At 59.4% G+C, this 20,183-nt stretch carries 16 protein-coding genes and 1 riboswitch; of the genes, 4 read left to right on the forward strand and 12 right to left on the reverse strand.

Annotated elements, in window-relative coordinates; translation table 11 throughout:
- Positions 1-10: 10 nt before the first annotated feature.
- The 8 genes from WMP96_RS10425 to rplJ form a co-directional block, all read right to left on the reverse strand.
- On the reverse strand, positions 11-622 hold the full coding sequence (locus tag WMP96_RS10425) for an ECF transporter S component (protein ID WP_200288279.1): 612 nt from the start codon (positions 620-622) through the stop codon (positions 11-13).
- Positions 613-743, reverse strand: a riboswitch (TPP riboswitch). (Overlaps the previous gene by 10 nt.)
- 170 nt (positions 744-913) lie before the next feature.
- The gene (locus WMP96_RS10430) at positions 914-4,909 is read right to left on the reverse strand and encodes a DNA-directed RNA polymerase subunit beta' (RefSeq protein ID WP_023020532.1); all 3,996 of its coding nucleotides are present in this window, start codon (positions 4,907-4,909) and stop codon (positions 914-916) included.
- Between the two features lie 107 nt (positions 4,910-5,016).
- Complete coding sequence (rpoB, locus tag WMP96_RS10435; protein ID WP_239204675.1) at positions 5,017-8,511, reverse strand: DNA-directed RNA polymerase subunit beta; 3,495 nt, start codon at positions 8,509-8,511, stop codon at positions 5,017-5,019.
- A 384-nt stretch (positions 8,512-8,895) separates the two neighbouring features.
- The gene (locus WMP96_RS10440; RefSeq protein WP_340433339.1) at positions 8,896-9,912 is read right to left on the reverse strand and encodes a DUF3068 domain-containing protein; all 1,017 of its coding nucleotides are present in this window, start codon (positions 9,910-9,912) and stop codon (positions 8,896-8,898) included.
- A 72-nt stretch (positions 9,913-9,984) separates the two neighbouring features.
- Entirely contained in the window at positions 9,985-10,317 is a 333-nt protein-coding gene (locus tag WMP96_RS10445; protein WP_301716694.1) for a HigA family addiction module antitoxin, read from the reverse strand.
- Positions 10,292-10,573 (reverse strand): type II toxin-antitoxin system RelE/ParE family toxin, encoded by a 282-nt coding sequence (locus tag WMP96_RS10450; RefSeq protein ID WP_200288284.1) that lies wholly within the window; start codon positions 10,571-10,573, stop codon positions 10,292-10,294. The genes WMP96_RS10445 and WMP96_RS10450 overlap by 26 nt, the downstream gene beginning before the upstream one ends.
- Positions 10,574-10,716: 143 nt before the next feature.
- Positions 10,717-11,106 (reverse strand): 50S ribosomal protein L7/L12, encoded by a 390-nt coding sequence (gene rplL, locus WMP96_RS10455; protein ID WP_005322882.1) that lies wholly within the window; start codon positions 11,104-11,106, stop codon positions 10,717-10,719.
- 88 nt (positions 11,107-11,194) lie between these two features.
- Positions 11,195-11,716, reverse strand: coding sequence for a 50S ribosomal protein L10 (gene rplJ, locus WMP96_RS10460; protein WP_005322886.1), 522 nt, complete (start codon positions 11,714-11,716; stop codon positions 11,195-11,197).
- Positions 11,717-12,029: 313 nt separating this feature from the next.
- On the opposite strand from rplJ, the gene WMP96_RS10465 reads away from it, so the two are divergent.
- Genes WMP96_RS10465 through WMP96_RS10480 form a run of 4 tightly spaced genes read left to right on the forward strand, consistent with a single transcriptional unit; the run spans position 12,030 to position 17,066 of the window.
- Positions 12,030-13,334 carry a cryptochrome/photolyase family protein gene (locus WMP96_RS10465; RefSeq protein ID WP_239208164.1) on the forward strand — a complete coding sequence of 435 codons (1,305 nt, stop codon included), beginning with the start codon at positions 12,030-12,032 and terminating at the stop codon, positions 13,332-13,334.
- A gap of 32 nt (positions 13,335-13,366) precedes the next feature.
- A complete protein-coding gene (locus tag WMP96_RS10470) occupies positions 13,367-14,383 on the forward strand; it encodes a pyridoxal-phosphate dependent enzyme (protein WP_239208165.1) in 1,017 nt (338 codons plus the stop codon).
- On the forward strand, positions 14,380-15,681 hold the full coding sequence (locus tag WMP96_RS10475) for an FAD/NAD(P)-binding protein (protein ID WP_301716696.1): 1,302 nt from the start codon (positions 14,380-14,382) through the stop codon (positions 15,679-15,681). The genes WMP96_RS10470 and WMP96_RS10475 overlap by 4 nt, the downstream gene beginning before the upstream one ends.
- Entirely contained in the window at positions 15,678-17,066 is a 1,389-nt protein-coding gene (locus tag WMP96_RS10480; RefSeq protein WP_301716697.1) for a Y4yA family PLP-dependent enzyme, read from the forward strand. Before WMP96_RS10475 ends, WMP96_RS10480 begins: the two co-directional genes overlap by 4 nt.
- Before the next feature lie 85 nt (positions 17,067-17,151).
- On the opposite strand, the gene rplA is transcribed toward WMP96_RS10480, so the two are convergent.
- The 4 genes from rplA to secE form a co-directional block, all read right to left on the reverse strand.
- Positions 17,152-17,856 carry a 50S ribosomal protein L1 gene (gene rplA / locus WMP96_RS10485; protein ID WP_005322897.1) on the reverse strand — a complete coding sequence of 235 codons (705 nt, stop codon included), beginning with the start codon at positions 17,854-17,856 and terminating at the stop codon, positions 17,152-17,154.
- Between the two features lie 68 nt (positions 17,857-17,924).
- Positions 17,925-18,368 (reverse strand): 50S ribosomal protein L11, encoded by a 444-nt coding sequence (gene rplK, locus WMP96_RS10490; protein ID WP_005327961.1) that lies wholly within the window; start codon positions 18,366-18,368, stop codon positions 17,925-17,927.
- A 172-nt stretch (positions 18,369-18,540) separates the two neighbouring features.
- Positions 18,541-19,479 carry a transcription termination/antitermination protein NusG gene (gene nusG, locus WMP96_RS10495; RefSeq protein ID WP_301716698.1) on the reverse strand — a complete coding sequence of 313 codons (939 nt, stop codon included), beginning with the start codon at positions 19,477-19,479 and terminating at the stop codon, positions 18,541-18,543.
- Between the two features lie 126 nt (positions 19,480-19,605).
- Entirely contained in the window at positions 19,606-19,938 is a 333-nt protein-coding gene (secE, locus tag WMP96_RS10500; RefSeq protein WP_023020522.1) for a preprotein translocase subunit SecE, read from the reverse strand.
- Between the last annotated feature and the right edge of the window lie 245 nt (positions 19,939-20,183).

Here is a 20,183-nt window from a genome sequence, read left to right on the forward strand (position 1 = left end):
CCCATACGCCCTAAGCGCGCTGTTCACGGCCTGCGGCGAAACGATCCAAAGCACCTGTCTTCGCTAGCGCCTTCACCACGAAAAAGCCCAAAGCACCGGCGAGGATAGCACCGGAGATAGTCAGCGTAACCAAATAAATCATTTGGAACTCGAAGGAGCGAGCCAAGTTACCGGAAAGGAATAGCTCGAGAATAAAAGCACCCCAGCCAGCCGCCATGCCGGCTAATACCGAAACTCCAAAGCCAAACCTGCGGTACAGGAAGATAGCCAGGATGATTTCCACGCCTAGCCCTTGTGCCAAGCCGGAATACAGGGTTTCAATGCCCCACTGGGAACCCAGCACTGCGGACACAGTAGCCGCTAGGACCTCTACGTATACAGCTGCACCTGGCTTACGAATAATAAGGCCACCCAGCACGCCACCAATGAGCCAAATACCGGTCGCAATACCGCCCAACCCCGGGGTAATAGCATCCATGGCCTGGAACCAGGCATAGCCCACTGCGTTCCAACCCAAGAATACGAAGCCGCAAGCTACACCCAGAACAGATGCAACCACGATATCGACCACGCGCCAATTCAAACTGCGCTTCGGGGCAGCGGACGCACGTGTAGTAGACATAATCTTCCTCCCTCTCGCCGGCATTATCCGGATCAGGTTCTACGGTTCACCGCGCATGTGGCGGCATCTCAGCCAGTCTCGGCTACACAATGGCAGCTGACAAGCACCCGTGATGTGTGCATTTTTCAACTACTTAGGCAGCGCTCCCCTAAAGGCGCCTTGCCAAAAGCTGCATTCATACTAGCAGAGCAGTTTAGCGGTACACCCTAAACATGGAAACAGCCCCGCCTTCCTGTCATTCAGAAAGGCGGGGCCATCAATATCCCGCGTTAACGCAGATTCAGCTGCACCCTAGAAAGTGAAGTCCTCATCCAGCGGCACGGAGGCACCGGTGAACTCACCGAAGCCGTCATCGCCATAGATGGAATCGCCGTAAGTCGGAATCGAGTATGCAGCGTTGCGCGCAGCCTCGGTCGGCTTGACGGAAATATTGCGGTAGCGGGAAATACCCGTACCGGCCGGGATGAGCTTACCGATAATCACGTTCTCCTTGAGACCGATGAGCTTATCGGAGCGCTTATTAATAGCGGCGTCGGTAAGCACACGCGTGGTCTCCTGGAACGATGCAGCAGACAACCAGGACTCGGTAGCCAAGGAAGCCTTGGTAATACCCATGATCTCCGAGCGCAGCTGAGCCGGCTCGCCACCTTCTGCAACCTGAGCAGCATTGAGCTGCTTAGCCTCAGAAAGGTCGATGAGGTTACCCGGCAACAAGTCCGTAGTACCCGCATCAATGACGGTACCGCGGCGCAGCATCTGGCGGATGATGATCTCGATGTGCTTATCGTGGATAGCCACACCCTGCGTACGGTACACAGCCTGCACCTCGTTGATGAGGTGCTGCTCCACGCCACGGCGGCCGAGGACCTCGAGCACGTCGTGAGGGTCAGCCGCACCGCGCATCAGGCGGTCTCCGGTCTCGACGTGGTCGCCGTCCTTGAGGGAACGCTCGATCATCGCATCCGGGTTGGACTCCATCGGGCGACGGACCTGAGCCAGGCCCTGACGCTTGGAGAGCTTCTCATAGACCACATCATCAGAACCGTCATCCGGGGTGATGGTCAGGGTCCAGAAGTTGCCCTCATCGGACAGGGATACGGTGCCGTCAACGGAAGCGATAGGAGCGCGGTTCTTCGGGTTACGGGCCTCGAAAAGCTCCTGAACACGCGGGAGACCGCCGGTAATATCGCCACCGACACCACCCTGGTGGAACGTACGCATGGTCAGCTGGGTGCCCGGCTCACCAATGGACTGTGCCGCCACGATGCCGACGGCCTCGCCGATATCGACCAGCTGGCCGGAAGCCATGGACTTGCCGTAGCACTTGGCACACACGCCAGCCGGGGTCTGGCAGGTCAGCACGGAGCGAACCTTAACCTCAGTAACCTTGGCGTCCAACAGCTTCTGGGTGAGTTCCTCGGTGAGGTCGGAGCCGGCCTCGGCCACGACCTCGCCATTGTCGTCCTTGACATCGGTCGCGAGAACGCGGCCGGATGCGGAGGTCTCCCACAGCTCGGAGAGAACCACCTTGTCGCCGGAAACCTCGCCGATGGGGACGCGAACGCCCTGGCGGGTGCCACAGTCCTCTTCGCGGACGATGACGTCCTGGGCCACGTCCACCAGACGACGGGTGAGGTAGCCGGAGTCAGCGGTACGCAGCGCGGTATCGGCCAGACCCTTACGGGAACCGTGGGAGTTGTTGAAGTACTCCAGCACGGACAGGCCTTCACGGAAGGAGGTCTTAATCGGACGGGTGATGTAATCACCGTGCGAGTTCACAACCATGCCCTTCATACCGGCCAGCGTCCAGATCTGACGCATGTTACCGGCCGCACCAGACTTCACAATCATCGGAATCGGGTTGTGGTCAGGGTACATGTTCTCGACGGCCTCACCGACGGTATCGGTAGCGTCCTTCCACAGCTCAACCAGGCGATCGTAGCGCTCGCGCTCGGTCAGAGCACCCTGCTCCCAGTACTTACGCTCGATGCGCTCTGCTTCCTTCTCATAAGACTCGAGGATCTCGGTCTTATTCGGCAGAACCAGAACGTCAGACATAGTGATGGTCACGCCAGAACGGGTTGCCCAGTAGAAGCCGGCATCCTTCATGTTGTCCAGCACCTGAGCCACGGTGATCATCGGGTACTTATTGGCCAAGTCATTGACCACGTCACCGATGAGGACCTTGTTGCCAGAGCCGCCGCCCTTACGGACCATGATGCCCTCGAGGTACGGGTAGTTCCATGGCAACAACTCGTTGAACATGACGCGGCCAATGGTGGTGTAGCCCATCCATGCCTGGCCCTTGGTCCAGCCATCCGGGAACTGCTCCTCCTCGATCTCCTTCGGCGGGCGAAGGTGATCGATGCGGACCTTGATCGGGGCCTGCAGGCCAACGGTGCCGCGGTCATAGGCCATGAGGGCCTCGGCGTAGGAGGAGTAAACGCCGGTTGCTGGCTTGTCCTCTTCTGCCTCGCGGAAGCGGCCGTTGCCACCGATCTCGTCCTCGGACTTGTCCATCGTCAGGTAGTACAGACCGGTAACCATATCCAGACGCGGCATAGCCAGTGGCTTACCGGATGCCGGGGACAGAATGTTATTGGACGCCAGCATCAAGACGCGGGCCTCAGCCTGTGCCTCAGCGGACAGCGGCAGGTGGACTGCCATCTGGTCACCGTCGAAGTCGGCGTTGAACGCCTCACAAGCCAGCGGGTGCAGCTGAATAGCCTTACCCTCAACCAGCTTCGGCTCGAAGGCCTGAATGCCCAGGCGGTGCAGCGTAGGTGCACGGTTGAGCATCACAGGGTGCTCAGAAATGGCCTGCTCCAGAACGTCCCACACCTCTGGGCGCTGGCGCTCAACCATGCGCTTGGCGGACTTGATGTTCTGGGCATAGTCGTTTTCTACCAAGCGCTTCATGACGAACGGCTTGAATAGCTCGAGCGCCATGAGCTTCGGCAGACCACACTCGTGCAGCTTCAGCTGCGGGCCGACAATAATAACGGAACGGCCGGAGTAGTCCACGCGCTTACCCAGCAAGTTCTGGCGGAAACGGCCCTGCTTGCCCTTGAGCAAGTCAGACAGAGACTTCAGTGGACGGTTGCCCGGGCCGGTAACCGGACGGCCGCGGCGGCCGTTATCGAAGAGCGCGTCCACAGACTCCTGCAGCATGCGCTTCTCGTTGTTCACGATGATCTCTGGAGCGCCCAGGTCGATCATGCGCTTCAAACGGTTATTGCGGTTGATCACGCGGCGGTAGAGGTCATTCAGGTCGGAGGTAGCAAAGCGGCCACCGTCCAGCTGCACCATTGGGCGCAGCTCTGGCGGGATAACCGGGATGGCATCCAACACCATGCCGGCCGGATCGTTGCCGGAGCGCAGGAAGGCAGCGACGACCTTCAGGCGCTTGAGAGCACGCATCTTCTTCTGGCCCTTGCCGTTGTTGATGATCTCGCGCAGCTCCTCGGCCTCAGCCTCGAGGTCGAAGTTGCGGACCAGGGTCTGGATAGCTTCTGCGCCCATGCCGCCGGTGAAGTAATCCTCGTAGCGGTCAACCAGCTCTTCGTAGATGGTCTCATCGATGATCATCTGCTTTGGAGCCAGCTTGATGAAGGTATTCCAGATTTCATCCAGGCGGGCGATTTCGCGCTCGCCACGCTCGCGGATGTGCTGCATTTCCTTATCGGCAGCGTTCTTTACCTTCTTACGGGCATCGGCCTTGGCACCGGCTGCTTCCAGCTCAGCCAGGTCAGACTCCAGCTTGGAGGCGCGCTCTGCGATCTCGGACTCGGTATCGTCCTCAACGTCCTTCTTCTCCAGGAGCATTTCTGCTTCCAGGGTGGACTGATCGTTGTGGCGAGCCTCTTCATCCACGGAGGTGATGATATTGGCGGCGAAGTAAATGATGCGCTCGAGATCCTTCGGAGCCAGGTCCAGCAGGTAGCCCAAGCGGGACGGAACGCCCTTGAAGTACCAGATGTGGGTTACCGGAGCGGCCAGCTCAATGTGGCCCATGCGCTCACGGCGAACCTTGGACTTGGTGACCTCAACGCCACAGCGCTCACAGATGATGCCCTTGTAGCGGACGCGCTTGTACTTACCACAAGCGCACTCCCAGTCACGGGTGGGGCCGAAGATGCGCTCACAGAAGAGGCCGTCCTTCTCCGGCTTCAGGGTGCGGTAGTTAATGGTCTCAGGCTTTTTGACCTCGCCCTTGGACCAGCGACGAATATCGTCTGCGGTGGCAAGACCGATGCGGAGCTCGTCGAAGAGATTTACGTCAAACACGTAATGTCTCCCTTTCATCCTCGTTGTCGAGGAATTGATGGCTTTGTATGAATGGAACGTTTACGCCCTACCACGGGGACTTACCCCGCGGTGGACCAAGAAACTAATTAGGCGATGTCAGCGGAAGAGCCCTCATCGCGGGACAGGTTAATGCCAAGCGATGGGCTATCCATGTCATCGTCATCAGAGCCAGACAGCTCCATCGGCGTGCCGTCGGTGGAAAGAACTTCCACGTTCAAGCACAGGGACTGCAGCTCCTTGAGCAACACCTTGAAGGACTCAGGAATGCCCGGATCTGGAATATTGTCGCCCTTAACAATGGCTTCGTAGACCTTCACGCGGCCGACGACGTCATCGGACTTGATGGTCAGCAGCTCCTGCAGGGTGTAGGCAGCGCCGTATGCCTGCATTGCCCACACCTCCATCTCGCCGAAGCGCTGGCCACCGAACTGGGCCTTACCACCCAGCGGCTGCTGGGTAATCATGGAGTAAGGACCGGTGGAACGGGCGTGAATCTTCTCATCGACCAAGTGGTGCAGCTTGAGCATGTACATGTAGCCAACCGAAATTGGGTACTTGTACGGTTCGCCCGAGCGGCCGTCGAAAAGCGTGGCCTTGCCGTGCTCATCCACCAGCACATCGCCGTCGCGGTTAGGACGGGAGGAAGCCAGCAGGCGCTCGATCTCGTGATTGGTAGCACCGTCGAAGACCGGGGTCGCGGTCAAGGAATCCGCAGGAACGTCATAGAGCTCCTCCGGCAGGGTCTTGAGCAGCTCGGCGTTCTTCGGATCCTCGGTGTCAACCTTCCAGCCGGCGTGTGCCAACCAGCCCAGGTGAACCTCGAGGACCTGGCCGATGTTCATACGACGTGGCACACCGTGGGTGTTCAGCAGGATGTCTACCGGGGTGCCGTCTTCCATGAACGGCATATCCTCTGGCGGCAGAATCTTGCCCACAACACCCTTGTTGCCGTGGCGGCCGGCCATCTTATCGCCGTCCTGGATCTTGCGCTTCTGGGCCACGTAGACGCGAATCATCTCGTTGACGCCAGGGGCCAGATCGTCATCATCATCGCGGGAGAAGCGGGCAACGCCAATGACCTTGCCTACCTCACCGTGCGGCACCTTCATGGAGGTATCGCGAACCTCGCGGGCCTTCTCACCGAAGATGGCGCGCAGCAGGCGCTCCTCCGGGGTCAGCTCGGTCTCGCCCTTCGGGGTGACCTTACCCACCAGGATGTCGCCGGCGCGGACGTCGGCACCGATGCGGATGATGCCGCGCTCGTCCAGATCGCTCAAGACGTCTTCAGAGACGTTCGGAATCTCGCGGGTGATTTCCTCCGCGCCCAGCTTGGTATCGCGAGCATCGATCTCGTGCTCTTCGATGTGGACGGAGGTCAAGATATCCTCTTCCACGATGCGCTGGTTGAGGATGATGGCGTCCTCGTAGTTGTGGCCTTCCCACGGCATGAAGGCAACCAGCAGGTTGCGGCCGAGGGACATCTCACCATTGTGGGTACCAGGACCATCGGCCAGAACCTGGCCGGCCTCTACGCGCTCGCCCATAGAAACCAGCGGGGTCTGGTTGTAGTTGGTGCCCTGGTTGGTGCGCTCGAACTTACGCAGGATGTAGGTGTCGCGCTGGCCCTCATCATCCATGATGGTGATGACATCAGCGGTGACGTTTTCTACCACACCGGCCTTCGGGGTGATAACAACGTCGCCAGCGTCATAAGCAGCGCGCTGCTCCATGCCGGTACCTACCAGCGGAGCCTCGGAGCGAACCAGCGGCACGGCCTGCTTCTGCATGTTCGCACCCATCAGGGCACGGTTAGCATCGTCGTGCTCCAAGAACGGAATCATGGCGGTACCCACGGACACCATCTGGCGCGGGGACACGTCAACGTAGTCCACACCAGAGGCATCAGTAAGTCCGATATCGCCGTCCTTCAGGCGGACCTCAATGCGCTCGCTAGTGAGGTTGCCCTCTGCGTCTTGCTCGACCTCGGCCTGAGCAATAGCGAAGCGATCCTCTTCATCGGCGGTGAGGTACTCCACCTGGTCGGTAATCTTGCCGTCCACAACCTTGCGGTACGGGGTCTCGATGAAGCCAAAGGCATTCACGCGGGCATAGGAAGCCAGCGCGCCAATCAGGCCAATGTTCGGACCCTCAGGAGTCTCAATCGGGCACATGCGGCCGTAGTGAGAAGCGTGAACGTCTCGCACCTCAATGCCGGCGCGCTCACGGGACAGACCGCCCGGGCCCAGCGCGGACAAACGGCGCTTGTGGGTCAGGCCGGACAGCGAGTTATTGTGGTCCATGAACTGGGACAGCTGCGAGGTGCCGAAGAACTCGCGGATAGCAGCAGAGACCGGGCGCACGTTAATCAGGGAGGTCGGAGTGATGGACTCCGCGTCCTGGGTGGTCATGCGCTCGCGCACAACGCGCTCCATGCGGGACAGACCCACACGGACCTGATTCTGGATGAGCTCACCTACGGTGCGCAGGCGGCGGTTACCAAAGTGGTCGATGTCATCCGTGTGCAAGGAGATCATCTGGCCATTTGGCGCCTTCATCTCGCGCTCGCCTACGTGCAGGCGGACCAGGTACTCGAGGGTGACGGCAATGTCTTCCTCGGTCAGGGTCATCAGACCATCGTGGTCGCCGCCCAGACCCAGCTTGCGGTTGACCTTGTAGCGGCCGACCTTTGCCAGGTCGTAACGCTTCGCACGGAAGAAGGAGTTATCCAGCAAGGACTGTGCCAATTCACGGGTTGGCTGCTCGCCTGGGCGCTGCTTGCGGTAAATCTCCAGCAATGCCTCATCGGTATTTGCCACACCATCAGATTCCAGGGTGGACATCATAAGCTCGGAGAAGCCGAAGCGATCCTTGATCTGCTCCTCGCTCCAGCCCAGTGCCTTAAGCAGCACGGTAACCGGCTGGCGGCGCTTGCGGTCAATGCGCACGCCGACGGTATCGCGCTTGTCGACGTCGAACTCCAACCATGCACCGCGGGAAGGAATAACCTTCACGGAGTGCAGCGGACGCTCGGTGGACTTATCGATCGAGCGATCGAAGTACACGCCCGGGGAGCGCACCAGCTGAGAGACGACGACGCGCTCGGTACCGTTCACGATGAACGTGCCCATATCCGTCATCATCGGGAAATCGCCGATGAAAACGGTCTGCGACTTAATCTCTTGGGTGTCGTTATTGATAAACTCTGCGGTCACGTACAGCGGCGCGGAGTAGTTGATGTCCTTTTCCTTGCACTCATCCACAGTGTTTTTCACCGGTTCAAAGCGCGGCTCCGACAAGGACAGGGACATATTGCCCGAGTAGTCCTCAATCGGCGAGAGCTCTTCGAGGATGTCCTCGAGGCCGCTCGTTACGCGGGCATCATCGCCACGCGCAGCCTGCTCGCGCTCGCGCCATTCCGGCGAGCCGACGAGCCAAGCGAAAGAATCAAGTTGTACGTCAAGGAGACCCGGCAGGGCGATGGGCTCGCTAATTTTTGCAAACGAGTATCGCTTCGGGGCTCCGGGGATATTGGCCACTGACTTGGTCTGGCGGGAGACTGCCAAGATGGGTCCTTCCAGCACCTCACGCGGATTGCCTGCTCGCCCTGGCCGACGAGCCGCAAAACCGCTGGTAATTCTAGCATTCGGTCTGCTGTGGAGTGTCTGGGTTCAGAATGCACAAAATCACCTTGTCAAGTCGGTTTTGCCATCACCGGCCTGAAAGGCTAAATGTGCACCGAAGATCCAGATTCCAGCGCAACGAAATAGCTTATAGGAAAAGACCTGTCATGTAAAGACACACCACAATTGGGGCGTGTCGCTACCACGCTAGGGGGCAAGCTCGTGCTCGCCGCGGCGCTAACGCGTCCATGCCACGACTATGTGCGCGACAACCAGTGAGCACCCTACCACTAAAATCTCTCTATACCGCAACCCTGCCGGCGATTGAGGCTCCTAGCTGCTCTTTTAGCGGCTCACCGGCACCGCGCTTCCACCGTTGTGCGCGTGGTGGCCACGCCGGCGGGCATGCTTATTCTTTCCGCCAAATAGCCCCAGCGCACCGATGATTCCTAGTAATGCAAGCAGCGCGCCTACTCCAATGACTATCCAGCGGACAATCTCCGCCACGCGATCGCGCGGGAATTCTGCGGCTTCCTTCAGCAGCTCTTTTTGGTCCTCTTCGGAGGTAGAACCATCAAAGACGAAGGCACGCACGCGGCCCACACCTTCGCGGTCTGCGTAGTAGTCATCGATGTCTACATCCATACCCACCACGAGTCCGGTTTGTTGGTCTACATAGAAGTCACGGTTCCCGGAGTGGGTCAAATACCCCTGTTCCTCGCCGCCGCCCTCCTTGGGCAGGCTGGTGGTATTCCCATCGGCTGCATAAAGCTGCGCTACGTTCGTCGGCTCAATTTCTTGATGATAACGGTAGACCGTACGGCCATCCATCGTGGTTTCTTCTTCAAAGACTGCATCGACGGCCTTGCGCAGCGTCGGGTCAAAGACTGGATAATTGGTCTTTTCGGCATCCGCGGGGAACTTGAGCCAGTAGCCGTCTATGGTCACCGTGTCTGATGGAGTCGCGAGCGTATGGCTCAACGAGGCCTCCCCCATAGCTTCACCACTCAGGCGGTCCACCGAGTAGGTCCACACCTGGGCCTGGCTCAAGTCGTTTAAGCCTTCGCCCTCGCCGCGCATACGCGTCTCACCGATGCGCACGGTAGCCTTCTCTTCGTCCGAGGGCTCTTGGATATCCATGTTGATCTGGTAAGTCATCGGGCCTGAATACGGCGTGGAACCATCCTTGGACAATTGCTGGGAATCCGCGGAATCAACGTGCAATGTCCAGGTGCTGTTTTTCAGGTTCAGCGGCAGCCGCGGGGAAAAATCCAAAAATGCCGGCGCCACAACACCAGCGGCGATCAACGCGACACCGAAGCCTAGGAGCAGGACGGAAAAAATGCGGGACTTGGGCAGCATGGGGGCTAATTCTACAGCCCTTGGCGGAAATTCCTGGTTTCTACAGGCCACCCCGCCGTGCCGGATTGATTTCTAAGCAGTGTGCTTATTCCAAGCAACGATACTGCTAGTATCCGTGGTTTGGCGCGCGCACCAAAGATCAAACTCTTCCTGCAGTCCCAGCCAAAACTCCGCCGAATTGCCAAAATAGGCAGAGAGACGAAGCGCCATTTCCGCACTAATCCCAATGCGTCCACGGACCAGCTTTGAAATTTGGGATTTGGAGCTAAAAATATCCCTGGCTAAGCGGTATTGAGTAAGTCCGAGCGGCTCCAGAAACTCCTCGCGCAGAACCTCCCCAGGGTGTGGAACGGATATGATATCCAAAGCTTCCTCTCCCTCATTTGTGATAATCGATGAAGTCAACGTCCACAGCTCCTTTCCCTGTCCATCGAAAGACTACTCTCCACTGCGCGTTAACGCGGATGGAATAAAATCCGTCCCATTGCCCTTTCAGCCTCTCCAAACGATTTGCTGGTGGAATCCTTAAATCAGCTAGGGAAACGGACCGGTCAATCATGATGAGTTTGCGGCGCAGGATCTTCCGCAGTTCAGGAGGTACATACTTTGGCGCCTTACCATCTGTGTGAAAGCGCTCTAAGCTATCCCTCCTAAACTCCACAACGCCATGGTGTCATACTTTGACACTATTGGCCATTGCTGCACTCCACGCACTACGCTCGCAAACACAAAACGAGGAAATCCCCAGCTCCCACCGCGTGCAGCGGTAGAAGTGGGGATTTAAAAGCGGAAAGCTCAGTGAAATTACTTGAGCTCGACGGAAGCGCCAGCCTCTTCCAGCTTGGTCTTAGCAGCCTCAGCGTCGTCCTTGGAAGCGCCCTCGAGGATAGCCTTAGGAGCACCCTCGACCATTTCCTTAGCTTCCTTCAGGCCCAGGCCGGAGACGATCTCGCGGACAGCCTTAATAACGCCAATCTTCTTAGCGCCAGCGTCGGTCAGAACGACGTCGAACTCGGTCTTCTCCTCAGCGGCACCAGCGCCGCCCTCAGCCGGAGCGCCAGCTGCAACAGCAGCAACCGGAGCAGCAGCCTCAACGTCGAATACCTCTTCAAATTCCTTAACGAACTCGGACAGTTCGATGAGGGTCATTTCCTTGAAAGCTTCAATGAGCTCGTCCTTGGTGAGCTTAGCCATGATGGCAAGTCCTTTCTGTGTTGTGTGAGCGCTGCACCTACATTAGGCAACGCGCACGGTGTTGTAATTGTGCGTCTTTTGTGACGACTTAAGCTTCTGCTTCCTTCTTGTCCTGCAGGGCTGCGACGGTACGTACAGCCTTGGTTGCAGGAGCGTTGAAGAGAGCGGCTGCCTTCGCCATAGAACCCTTCATAGCGCCAGCCAGCTTTGCGAGGGTGGTCTCGCGGTTGTCCAGCTTGGCGATGGCCTCAACCTGGTCGGCAGACAGTGCGTTGCCGTCCATGTAGCCACCCTTGATGATGAGTGCCTTGTTGTCATCAGCGAACTTGGTGATGACCTTCGCAGCATCCACTGCCTCACCCTTGATGAACGCAATTGCGGTCGGGCCAGTCAGCAAATCATCAAGACCTTCGATGCCAGCTTCCTTGGCAGCGATCTTGAAAAGGGTGTTCTTGGCGACGGAGTATTCAACGTCAAATCCCAGATCGTTACGCAGCTCCTGCAGCTGGGATACGGTCAGGCCGCGGTACTCGGTCAATACAACAGAGTTAGCGCCAGCCAGCTTCTCCTTCAGCTCTGCCAGGTCTGCAGTGTTCTTTGGGTTTGCCATTGTCTCTCGCCTCCTTCCAAAACATCTCTTTTATTATTCCGCCGGGACCTTCCTTATTTCGGTTACCCGAAATAACAAAAGCCCCGTGCAAGAGCACAGGGCGCGCGACATAAGAGAATGCCGCGAATAATCGCAAAGTGTCTCCTGCGTGGGCCGCCTCCTAGGATGGAGAACCTTCGATCCAAATGGATGACCAACGGTCTTCGGTGAACTTTGACTCGGCCTGAAGCGGCCGTTCAAACTTCGTGGAAAACACTACCTTCCCACCCACGGTTTCTCCAAATCCCCGTTTTCGCCGCGTAGGATAGCCGACATGACCTGCCTGATGTGGTTTCGCGATGACCTGCGCCTACACGATAACCAGGCCCTTCGCCGCGCGGCCGAAGCCGCCTCGCTTGCAGGCGTTCCCTTGGTCGCCGTCGTGCTCGACGAGCCGGCCTATCCGGGTACCCGCCCACTGGGCGGCGCCACCACGTGGTGGCGCGAGCGCTCCCTTTATGCCCTTGCACACGACCTCGCCGAGCACGGCGTGGAGCTCCTTCGCGTCGCCGGTGATGCCCGCGTGGAAATCCCCCGCCTAGCCGCCGAACTCGGCGCCACTACCGTCACGTGGACGCGCCGCTACCACGGCCCGCTGCGCGAGGTCGATGCCGCCGTCAAGGAAACCTTGACCGCTCGAGGCATTACCGCCACCTCCGCGCCCGGTTTTACCTTGGTAGAGCCCTGGGAGGTTACCAATGGCCAGGGCCAGCCCTATAAAGTCTTTACCCCCTTCTCCAAGGCCGCGTCCTCCCAAGTGGCAGGCGATGAGCCGGAGGGGGTGCCGGAGATGGGGGCGTCGGCAAGCATTGCGTGCTCTTGGCCCAAGCCCACCGAGCCAGCGTGGGCCGCATCCCTGGCCGAGCACTGGACGCCCGGGGAAGCCGGTGCGCGAGAGCGCCTGGCGCAGCTGGACTTGGCCAACTACGCCGAGGAGCGCGATATCCCTGCGCTTAATGCCACCTCCCTACTCTCGCCGCACCTGCGCTTCGGCGAGGTCTCGCCGCGGGAAGTATGGTTCGCCGCGGCCGAGGAGCCGGAGTGCGCCAAATTCCACTCCGAGCTACTGTGGCGCGACTTTGCCTGGCACCGCCTCTACCACCTGCCCAACCTTGCTACCGAAAACGTACGGGAAAAATTCGACCGCTTCGATTGGTCCTGGGATGACCCACGCCTGACAGACTGGCAGTCCGGTACCACGGGCATCGCGCTTGTCGACGCCGGAATGCGCGAGCTTTGGGCCACCGGCTATATGCACAACCGCGTACGAATGGTGGTGGGATCTTTCCTCACCAAGAACCTCGGTATCCACTGGCGCCTAGGCGAAGAATGGTTCTGGGATACGTTGGTAGATGCCGATGCCGCCTCCAACCCCTTCAATTGGCAGTGGGTGGCTGGCTGCGGCGATGACGCCGCACCATTTTTCCGCATCTTCAACCCCGAAACCCAGGCCAAGCGCTTCGACCCCGACGGCGAATATGTGCGCCGCTGGGCACCCGCGCTGTCTGGCCCACCCATAGTGGACCTAAAGGAATCGCGCCAAGCCGCCCTCGACGCCTATGCGGAGATCAAGGACTAGGTCGGCGGAAGAGGCAGAAATAAAGGTCTACCATGGGGCCAATGATGAGCCCTAGGATTCATTCTCAAGCGCACCCGCCCATCGGCAATACCCCACTCATGCGAGTGGAGGCGATCAATCCTCGGCCGGATGTCCACCTCTATCTCAAACTCGAACAGTTCAACCTTGGCGGCTCTGCAAAAGACCGTACCGCCCGAGCACTAATCCAGTCGGCCCTTGCCGCCGGCGATATCCGCCCAGGGTCGACGTTGGTGGAATCTTCCTCCGGCAACCTGGGCATGGCTCTAGCTCGCCAAGCCCCGCTGCAGGGAATGAAGTTCCACTGCGTGGTGGATCCGCGCGTCAATGCCTCCACGGTGGCCACCATGCGGGCCTATGGCGCACACGTGGAATTGCTCGACCACCCAGATCCCGAAACCGGCGATTGGCTCACCGCCCGCCGCACCCGCGTGGCCGAGCTATTGGAAGAGATCCCCGATTCTTTCAACCTCAACCAGTATTCCAATGAAGCCGCCTTCCACGCCCACGCGGAGGGCACTATGACTGAGATCCTGGATCAACTCGGGCAGGCACCCAGCCATGTGCTCGTGGCTATGAGTACCACCGGAACCCTTGGCGGCTGTGTCCGCAAACTTTCCGAGGTGGGAGCCAGTACCCAAACAATCGGCGTTGATGCAGAAGGCTCCGTACTTTTCGGCGGTGAGCGTGGCACCCGCATGCTGCCCGGCTATGGCGCAGGTATCGTGACCGACCTATCCACCAAATTTTCGCCCTCCTCCGTCGAGCGGGTCCCCGATCTCGAGGCCATCGTGGCCGCCCGCAGGCTCGCCCGGGCCGAGGGTTTGCTGCCGGGTGCTTCCGGCGGTGCTGTTATCGCAGCCTTCCAGCGCCTCGCCCCCTCCCTGCCGGCGGGGGCGGAGGTGGTTGCCGTGCTACACGACGCCGGCCAGCCTTACTTAGACACTATCTATAACGATTCCTGGGTGTGCGAAAACTTCGGCATTTCACCTGCCGAACTTGCCGCGCGCAGCGAAGGGACGGCGCAGTGACTTCCGCTAAGCCTGCCCGACGCATTGCCATCATCGGAGGCGGTCCGCGCGGTCTCTGGGCCGTAGAGGAACTCATCGAGCGCGCCCGCATCCCCATCGATGTCACGGTCTTCGACCCGTATCCGGCCGGTTCAGGCGCTGTCTACCGCCCGCAGCAGCCGCCCCACTGGCGCCTCAACGTCAACTGCGCCATCGTCACCACCGCCCACGATAATTTCAACGCATGGCGGGCCCGCCGCGGTGGGGACACCACCGATGCCTTCCCACCGCGCGCCGAAGTGGGCCAATTCCTCGCCGATACCTGGTCCGCCGCATTGCAGCGCGCGCCGGCGCACGTTGGCATCCGCCACCTGCCGCACCGCGTGAGCGAAGTGAGTAATGACGGAGAAGGCTTCATGGTCGACGGCACCCCCTTCGACGACGTCCTGGTCTGCACCGGACACGACCATCTCCATGCTGGTTCCTTGGTCCACGAAACTTCGCGTGTGCCCGTCACCGGTCTCTATTTCGGCGCCGACCTCCCTAGCGCTCCACGGCGAATCGGCGTGCGCGGTGCCGCCTTAAGCTTTATCGATGTATGCCTGCTTTATGGCGATACCGCCGAGGTCATTTATCCGGTTAGCCGCAGCGGGCGATTTATGGAGGTAAAGCCCTCTCCGGAGGCACCGCTGCCGGAGGTGTCGACGCGGTGGCGGCAGGCCTGTGTGCACATCACTAACGCCGCAGATTTGCGCGAGATCCTCATCGGGGCCGCAGCCGAGTTCGGTGACTTCTCTAGTGCGGAACTAGCAGCCGTTATTGATGGTCAGGATTTCACTGGCGCTGCGCTCGCTGAGCTCGAGGCTTCCCTCCGTGCGGTCGAGGGTACTGGTCCCCTGACTCCGGCCACGGCCGTGGGCGCGGCTTTTCGTGGGGTCTTCCAAGACTGCGTCGATTGGCACCAGGCACACGGCCCAATGCCCGGGTTCCGCGAGCTCTCACGCACCCTTGAGCGGGTGGCCTTCGGCCCACCACCGGTCACAGCCAGGCGTCTGCTCGAGCTCATCCACTCCGGGGTGGTGGATACCCAGTATCTAGGCACTCCTGAGCAGATAGATTCCTGGCGGGAGAAGGGCGGCGTGGACCTGCTTATCGACGCCACTGTGGCTCCCCAAGCCACCCCCTCCCCCTTCCATAACGTTCCTGGTGTGGTGGAAATTGGCCGCATGAATGAGCTCTCCCTGCCCGGGCATGACTCTCTTAACCGTTTAGTACACGATGACATCCCCCGCTGGGCGGAGAAAGTAGGAAACCCATGACCACCCCTCCCGTTGCCCCACTGCCGGTCCATGGCACCGTCCCGCTGCGTGCCCGATGGGAGCAGTGGATGCAAGAGCTCGTGGAGAACCCGCAAGAAGTTAGCGCACTCACCTCGCGCTATGGTTCTCCGGTAAACGTGCTTAATCCCGCGCCACTGCGCCACAATGCCCAAGAGCTACTAGACGCCGGTGCTTCCCACGACGTGAAAACTCGGGTATTTTTCGCCCGCAAAGCCAATAAGGCGCTGTGCTTTGTCGACGCCGCTCGCGAGAGTGGACTCGGCGTGGATGTAGCCAGTGAGAACGAGCTACGCCAAGTACTCGAGCGCGATGTAGCCCCAGAGCGCATCATCCTCAGCGCTGCTATCAAAAGCGATGGTTTGCTCCGCCTCGCGATTTCGCGTGGCGTTACTATATCGTGCGATTCTCGCGCAGAATGCGGCCGCATCGCCGCAATCGCGCGAGCTTTAGAAACCACCGCCCGCGTGGCGCCGCGCCTTGCTCCAGATCCAGACGCCTTACCACCGACCCGCTTCGGGGAAAGGCTACCTGCATGGCAGAAAGCGGAGTGGCCCGCGGAGCTTCGTGCCGTGGGCGTCCACGTCCATCTGCATGGTTATAGCGAGGCCGACCGCCGCACCGCCCTTGCAGAGGCCATTGCTCTAGTCGAGCACCTACGCGCAAAGAACCAACCCGCTAATTTCATCGATATCGGCGGCGGCGTGCCCATGAGCTATTTAGAATCCCGCGAGCAGTGGGAAAACTACACAGCGCGTATCTCCACGCAACGCGCTGGTACCGGTGACCCCTTTACCTGGAAATCGGATCCGCTCTCCAATACTTACCCATTCTGGCAGGAACCGACGCGCGGTCAGTGGCTGAACCAACTTCTCTCCGGTGAGGTCCCCGGCTACGGCAACGCCGGTGGTGCCCTGCGAGAGCGGGACATCGCCCTCCATCTAGAACCGGGCCGCAGCCTCCTCGACGGCTGTGGTGTCATCCTCGCCGAGGTGAGCTTTCTCAAAGAACGTTCTGATGGCCTGCCCCTTATCGGTGTGGCGATGAATCGCACGCAGTGCCGGACCGCCGCGGATGACATCCTGCTAGACCCCCTCCTCGTGCCTACAGCCGGTTCAGCAAAGGAGGTCTCCCGCGAGCGACGTACCGGCTTTGTAGTCGGTGCCTACTGCATTGAAGACGAGGTGATTCTGCGCCGCGAACTGGACTTTCCAGCGGGCATTGCCGTAGGAGATACCCTCGCCATTCCCAACACGGCCGGATATTTTATGCACATCCTCGAGTCTGCTTCGCACCAGATCCCCTTGGCTCGAAACGTCTACTACGACGGCGGCGAATGGGTGCCAGACGATATTGACGCCACATAACTACTAGTGGCTCGAGATATAGAAAAAGGGCTTCGAAGAATTGCCTCGAAGCCCTTTAGCCTTAAACGCAGTGCGTCAGAACTGCTTAAGCGGTGTAATCCTTGACCACGGAACCGTCAACTGGGATGCCCGGGCCGGAGGTGGTGGAGATGGTAGCGCGCTTGATGTAGATGCCCTTAGCGGAAGAAGGCTTCAGGCGCTGGATCTCATCCATGAGGGCGCCGTAGTTCTCAGCCAGCTTCTCAGCATCGAAGGAAGCCTTACCGATGATGGCGTGCAGGTTAGCAGCCTTATCAACGCGGAAGGAGATCTTGCCGCCCTTAACCTCAGAGATTGCCTTAGCAACGTCTGCGGTAACGGTGCCGGTCTTCGGGTTCGGCATCAAACCACGTGGGCCCAAGACGCGGGCAACGCGGCCAACCTTGGCCATCTGATCCGGGGTAGCGATAGCAACGTCGAAGTCGATGTTGCCCTCGTTGATCTGCTCGATCAATTCAGCGGTGCCGACGATATCAGCGCCAGCTTCCTGAGCGGCGGTAGCCTTCTCGCCTTCTGCGAAGACAGCAACGCGAACGTCCTTACCGGTGCCGTTAGGCAGGGAAACGGTGCCGCGAACCAGCTGGTCAGCCTTGCGCGGGTCAACGCCCAAACGGAAAACAACATCAACGGTGGCGTCGAAGTTCTTGGAGGAGGTCTCCTTAGCCAGCTTGGTGGCCTCGATCGGACGGTACAGGCGGGACTTATCTACCAGTTCCGCAGCGGCCTTATAAGCCTTAGACTTGGTGCTCATTTAACAATTCCTTTTCTGGATTGGTGTGGTGTTCGGCGGGCCGTAGCTGGCCCTACCACATAAAGTTTTTACTTCTCCGGTGCGCCATCAACGGTGATGCCCATGGAGCGGGCGGTACCGGCGATGATGCGAGCGCCGTTCTCGATGTCACGTGCGTTCAGGTCCGCAAACTTGGTCTCTGCGATTTCCTTGCACTGGTCCCAAGACACAGAGCCGACCTTGTCGGTGTGTGGAACGCCGGACCCCTTCTTGATGCCAGCGGCCTTCAGCAGCAGCTTGGCTGCCGGCGGGGTCTTCAGCTTGAAGTCGAAGGAACGGTCCTCGTAGACGGTGATCTCAACCGGAACCACGTTGCCACGCTGGTTCTCGGTAGCGGCGTTATAAGCCTTGCAGAATTCCATGATGTTGACGCCGTGGGCACCCAGTGCCGGGCCAACTGGCGGTGCCGGGTTAGCGGCGCCTGCCTCGATCTGCAGCTTGATGAAGCCAGATACCTTCTTCTTAGGAGCCATCGAATTACCTCTTTCCTGTGTTACCGGGATAGCCGCCACGATGAATAACGGGATCCCGTCCGGATGCTCACCTTCAGTGGGCCACCGGAGGATGAAACGTTTTTCTTATACGCACGCCAAAGGCGCACGGCGTTCCAGTTTAGAACACCGTGCGCCCTGCACAAAATCACTTTTAGGAGATGCGCTCAATCTCGGTCGGCGACAACTCCACTGGGGTCTCGCGACCAAAGATGGATACCAGTCCCTGCATCTTGCCGGTCTCTGGGTCGATCTCGGAAATGGTGGCGGAGACTGCGGCCAGCGGGCCGGACAGGATGGTCACTGCCTCGCCTACCTCGAAGTCGTGGGCGTACTTCTTTGCCACTTCCTTTTCTGGCATGGCCACGACCTGCTCGCCCTCGGTCTCATTCGGGGCGGCATCGCCCTTGGTGGACGGTGCTTCGTTCGGCATCAGGAATTTAGCCACATCGCGGGTCTTAACCGGGGTGGCGTTGCCCTCGTTGCCCACGAAGGAGGTCACACCAGGGGTTTCGCGGATGACGGACCAAGCGGCGTCATTGAGTTCGGCGCGGACGAGGACGTAGCCCGGCAGCAGCTTGCGCTTCACAATCTTCTTCTTGCCGTCTTTGTTCTCAAGTACCTGCTCAATAGGAACGACAACCTCGAAGATAGAGTCCTCCACCTCGAGGGTCTGGGCACGCATGTCCAGGTTGGTCTTTACCTTGTTTTCGTAACCGGAGTAGCACTGAATGATGTACCACTGGCCCGGTTGCTTCTTCAGCTCGCGGGTAAACGCACGCAGGCGCTTGCGGTAGGCGGCGTCTTCGGACTCATCCTCGCCAGCCTCTGGAGCTGCGGCCTCTGCCGCGCCCTCGGCGTCGGCTGCTGCCGATTCCGATTCCGCTCCCGGTGCCTCGGCTGCCTCCGCAGACTCGCCTGCAGCGTCGGTGGACTCTGCTGCTTCTTCTACTGCGGGCGCGCTTGGGGTAGCGTCCTCCTGCTGTGCTTCTTCAACGGAGCTAGCGTGCTCTGCCGCCTGCTCCTGCACGTTGGCCTGCATAGCCTCCTCTAGGGAGGTGCCTACGGTTTCGACGTTATTCTCGTCGCTCATGATTCTTACTCCAAAAATTCCTCGGCGCGTTGCGTAGGACTAGCCTACCCGCCCGCGTATGGGCAAAAAGTATCCCGCCGTTCCTTCAGTGGAAACAGCGGGATAAAAGATTATGCGGCTATCTTACTAATCAGAGAGAACCTGCTCAACTCCGAGACCGGCCAGAGCGTCCACACCCCACACCAAAACGGTCATGACGATGAGGAAGGCAAAGGTAATGAGGGTGTACTGCAGCATCTCCTTAGCGGTCGGCCACACCACTTTCTTCATCTCAGTTGCCACCTCGCCAGGGAAAGCGGCTACGCCACCACCTGGGGTGTCATCGTGATTCTTATCCTCTACGCGGACGACGTGCTTATCGGCGTAGTCCGCGGAGGACGTGGTAGCCGCACCAGAGAGCTGACGCTTACCGGTCGGGCGCGGTGCACCCGAATTCTTCGGCTGCTGCTCATCGCTCACAGCTAACCCTCCTTGGGAACTAAATCTAATAGGGCGCTTAACGCGCACCTCCATAACTTTGTCAACCCTAGCAAAGCTTGCACTGCATGAAAAGCTGACCACCGCATTTATAAGACGTAGCCTTGGATACATTGGGCGAGCACAGCGGCGAGCAAGGCTCGACCGGGAGGCAGATTCTAGTGGTCGTGGAAACACTTCCTATGTTTCGGTTGAGTTTATCAGTGCGGCCATTTTCTCGGCTGGTG

This window comes from Corynebacterium sp. KPL4035 (genome assembly GCF_037908325.1).
Classification (GTDB): domain Bacteria; phylum Actinomycetota; class Actinomycetes; order Mycobacteriales; family Mycobacteriaceae; genus Corynebacterium; species Corynebacterium kefirresidentii.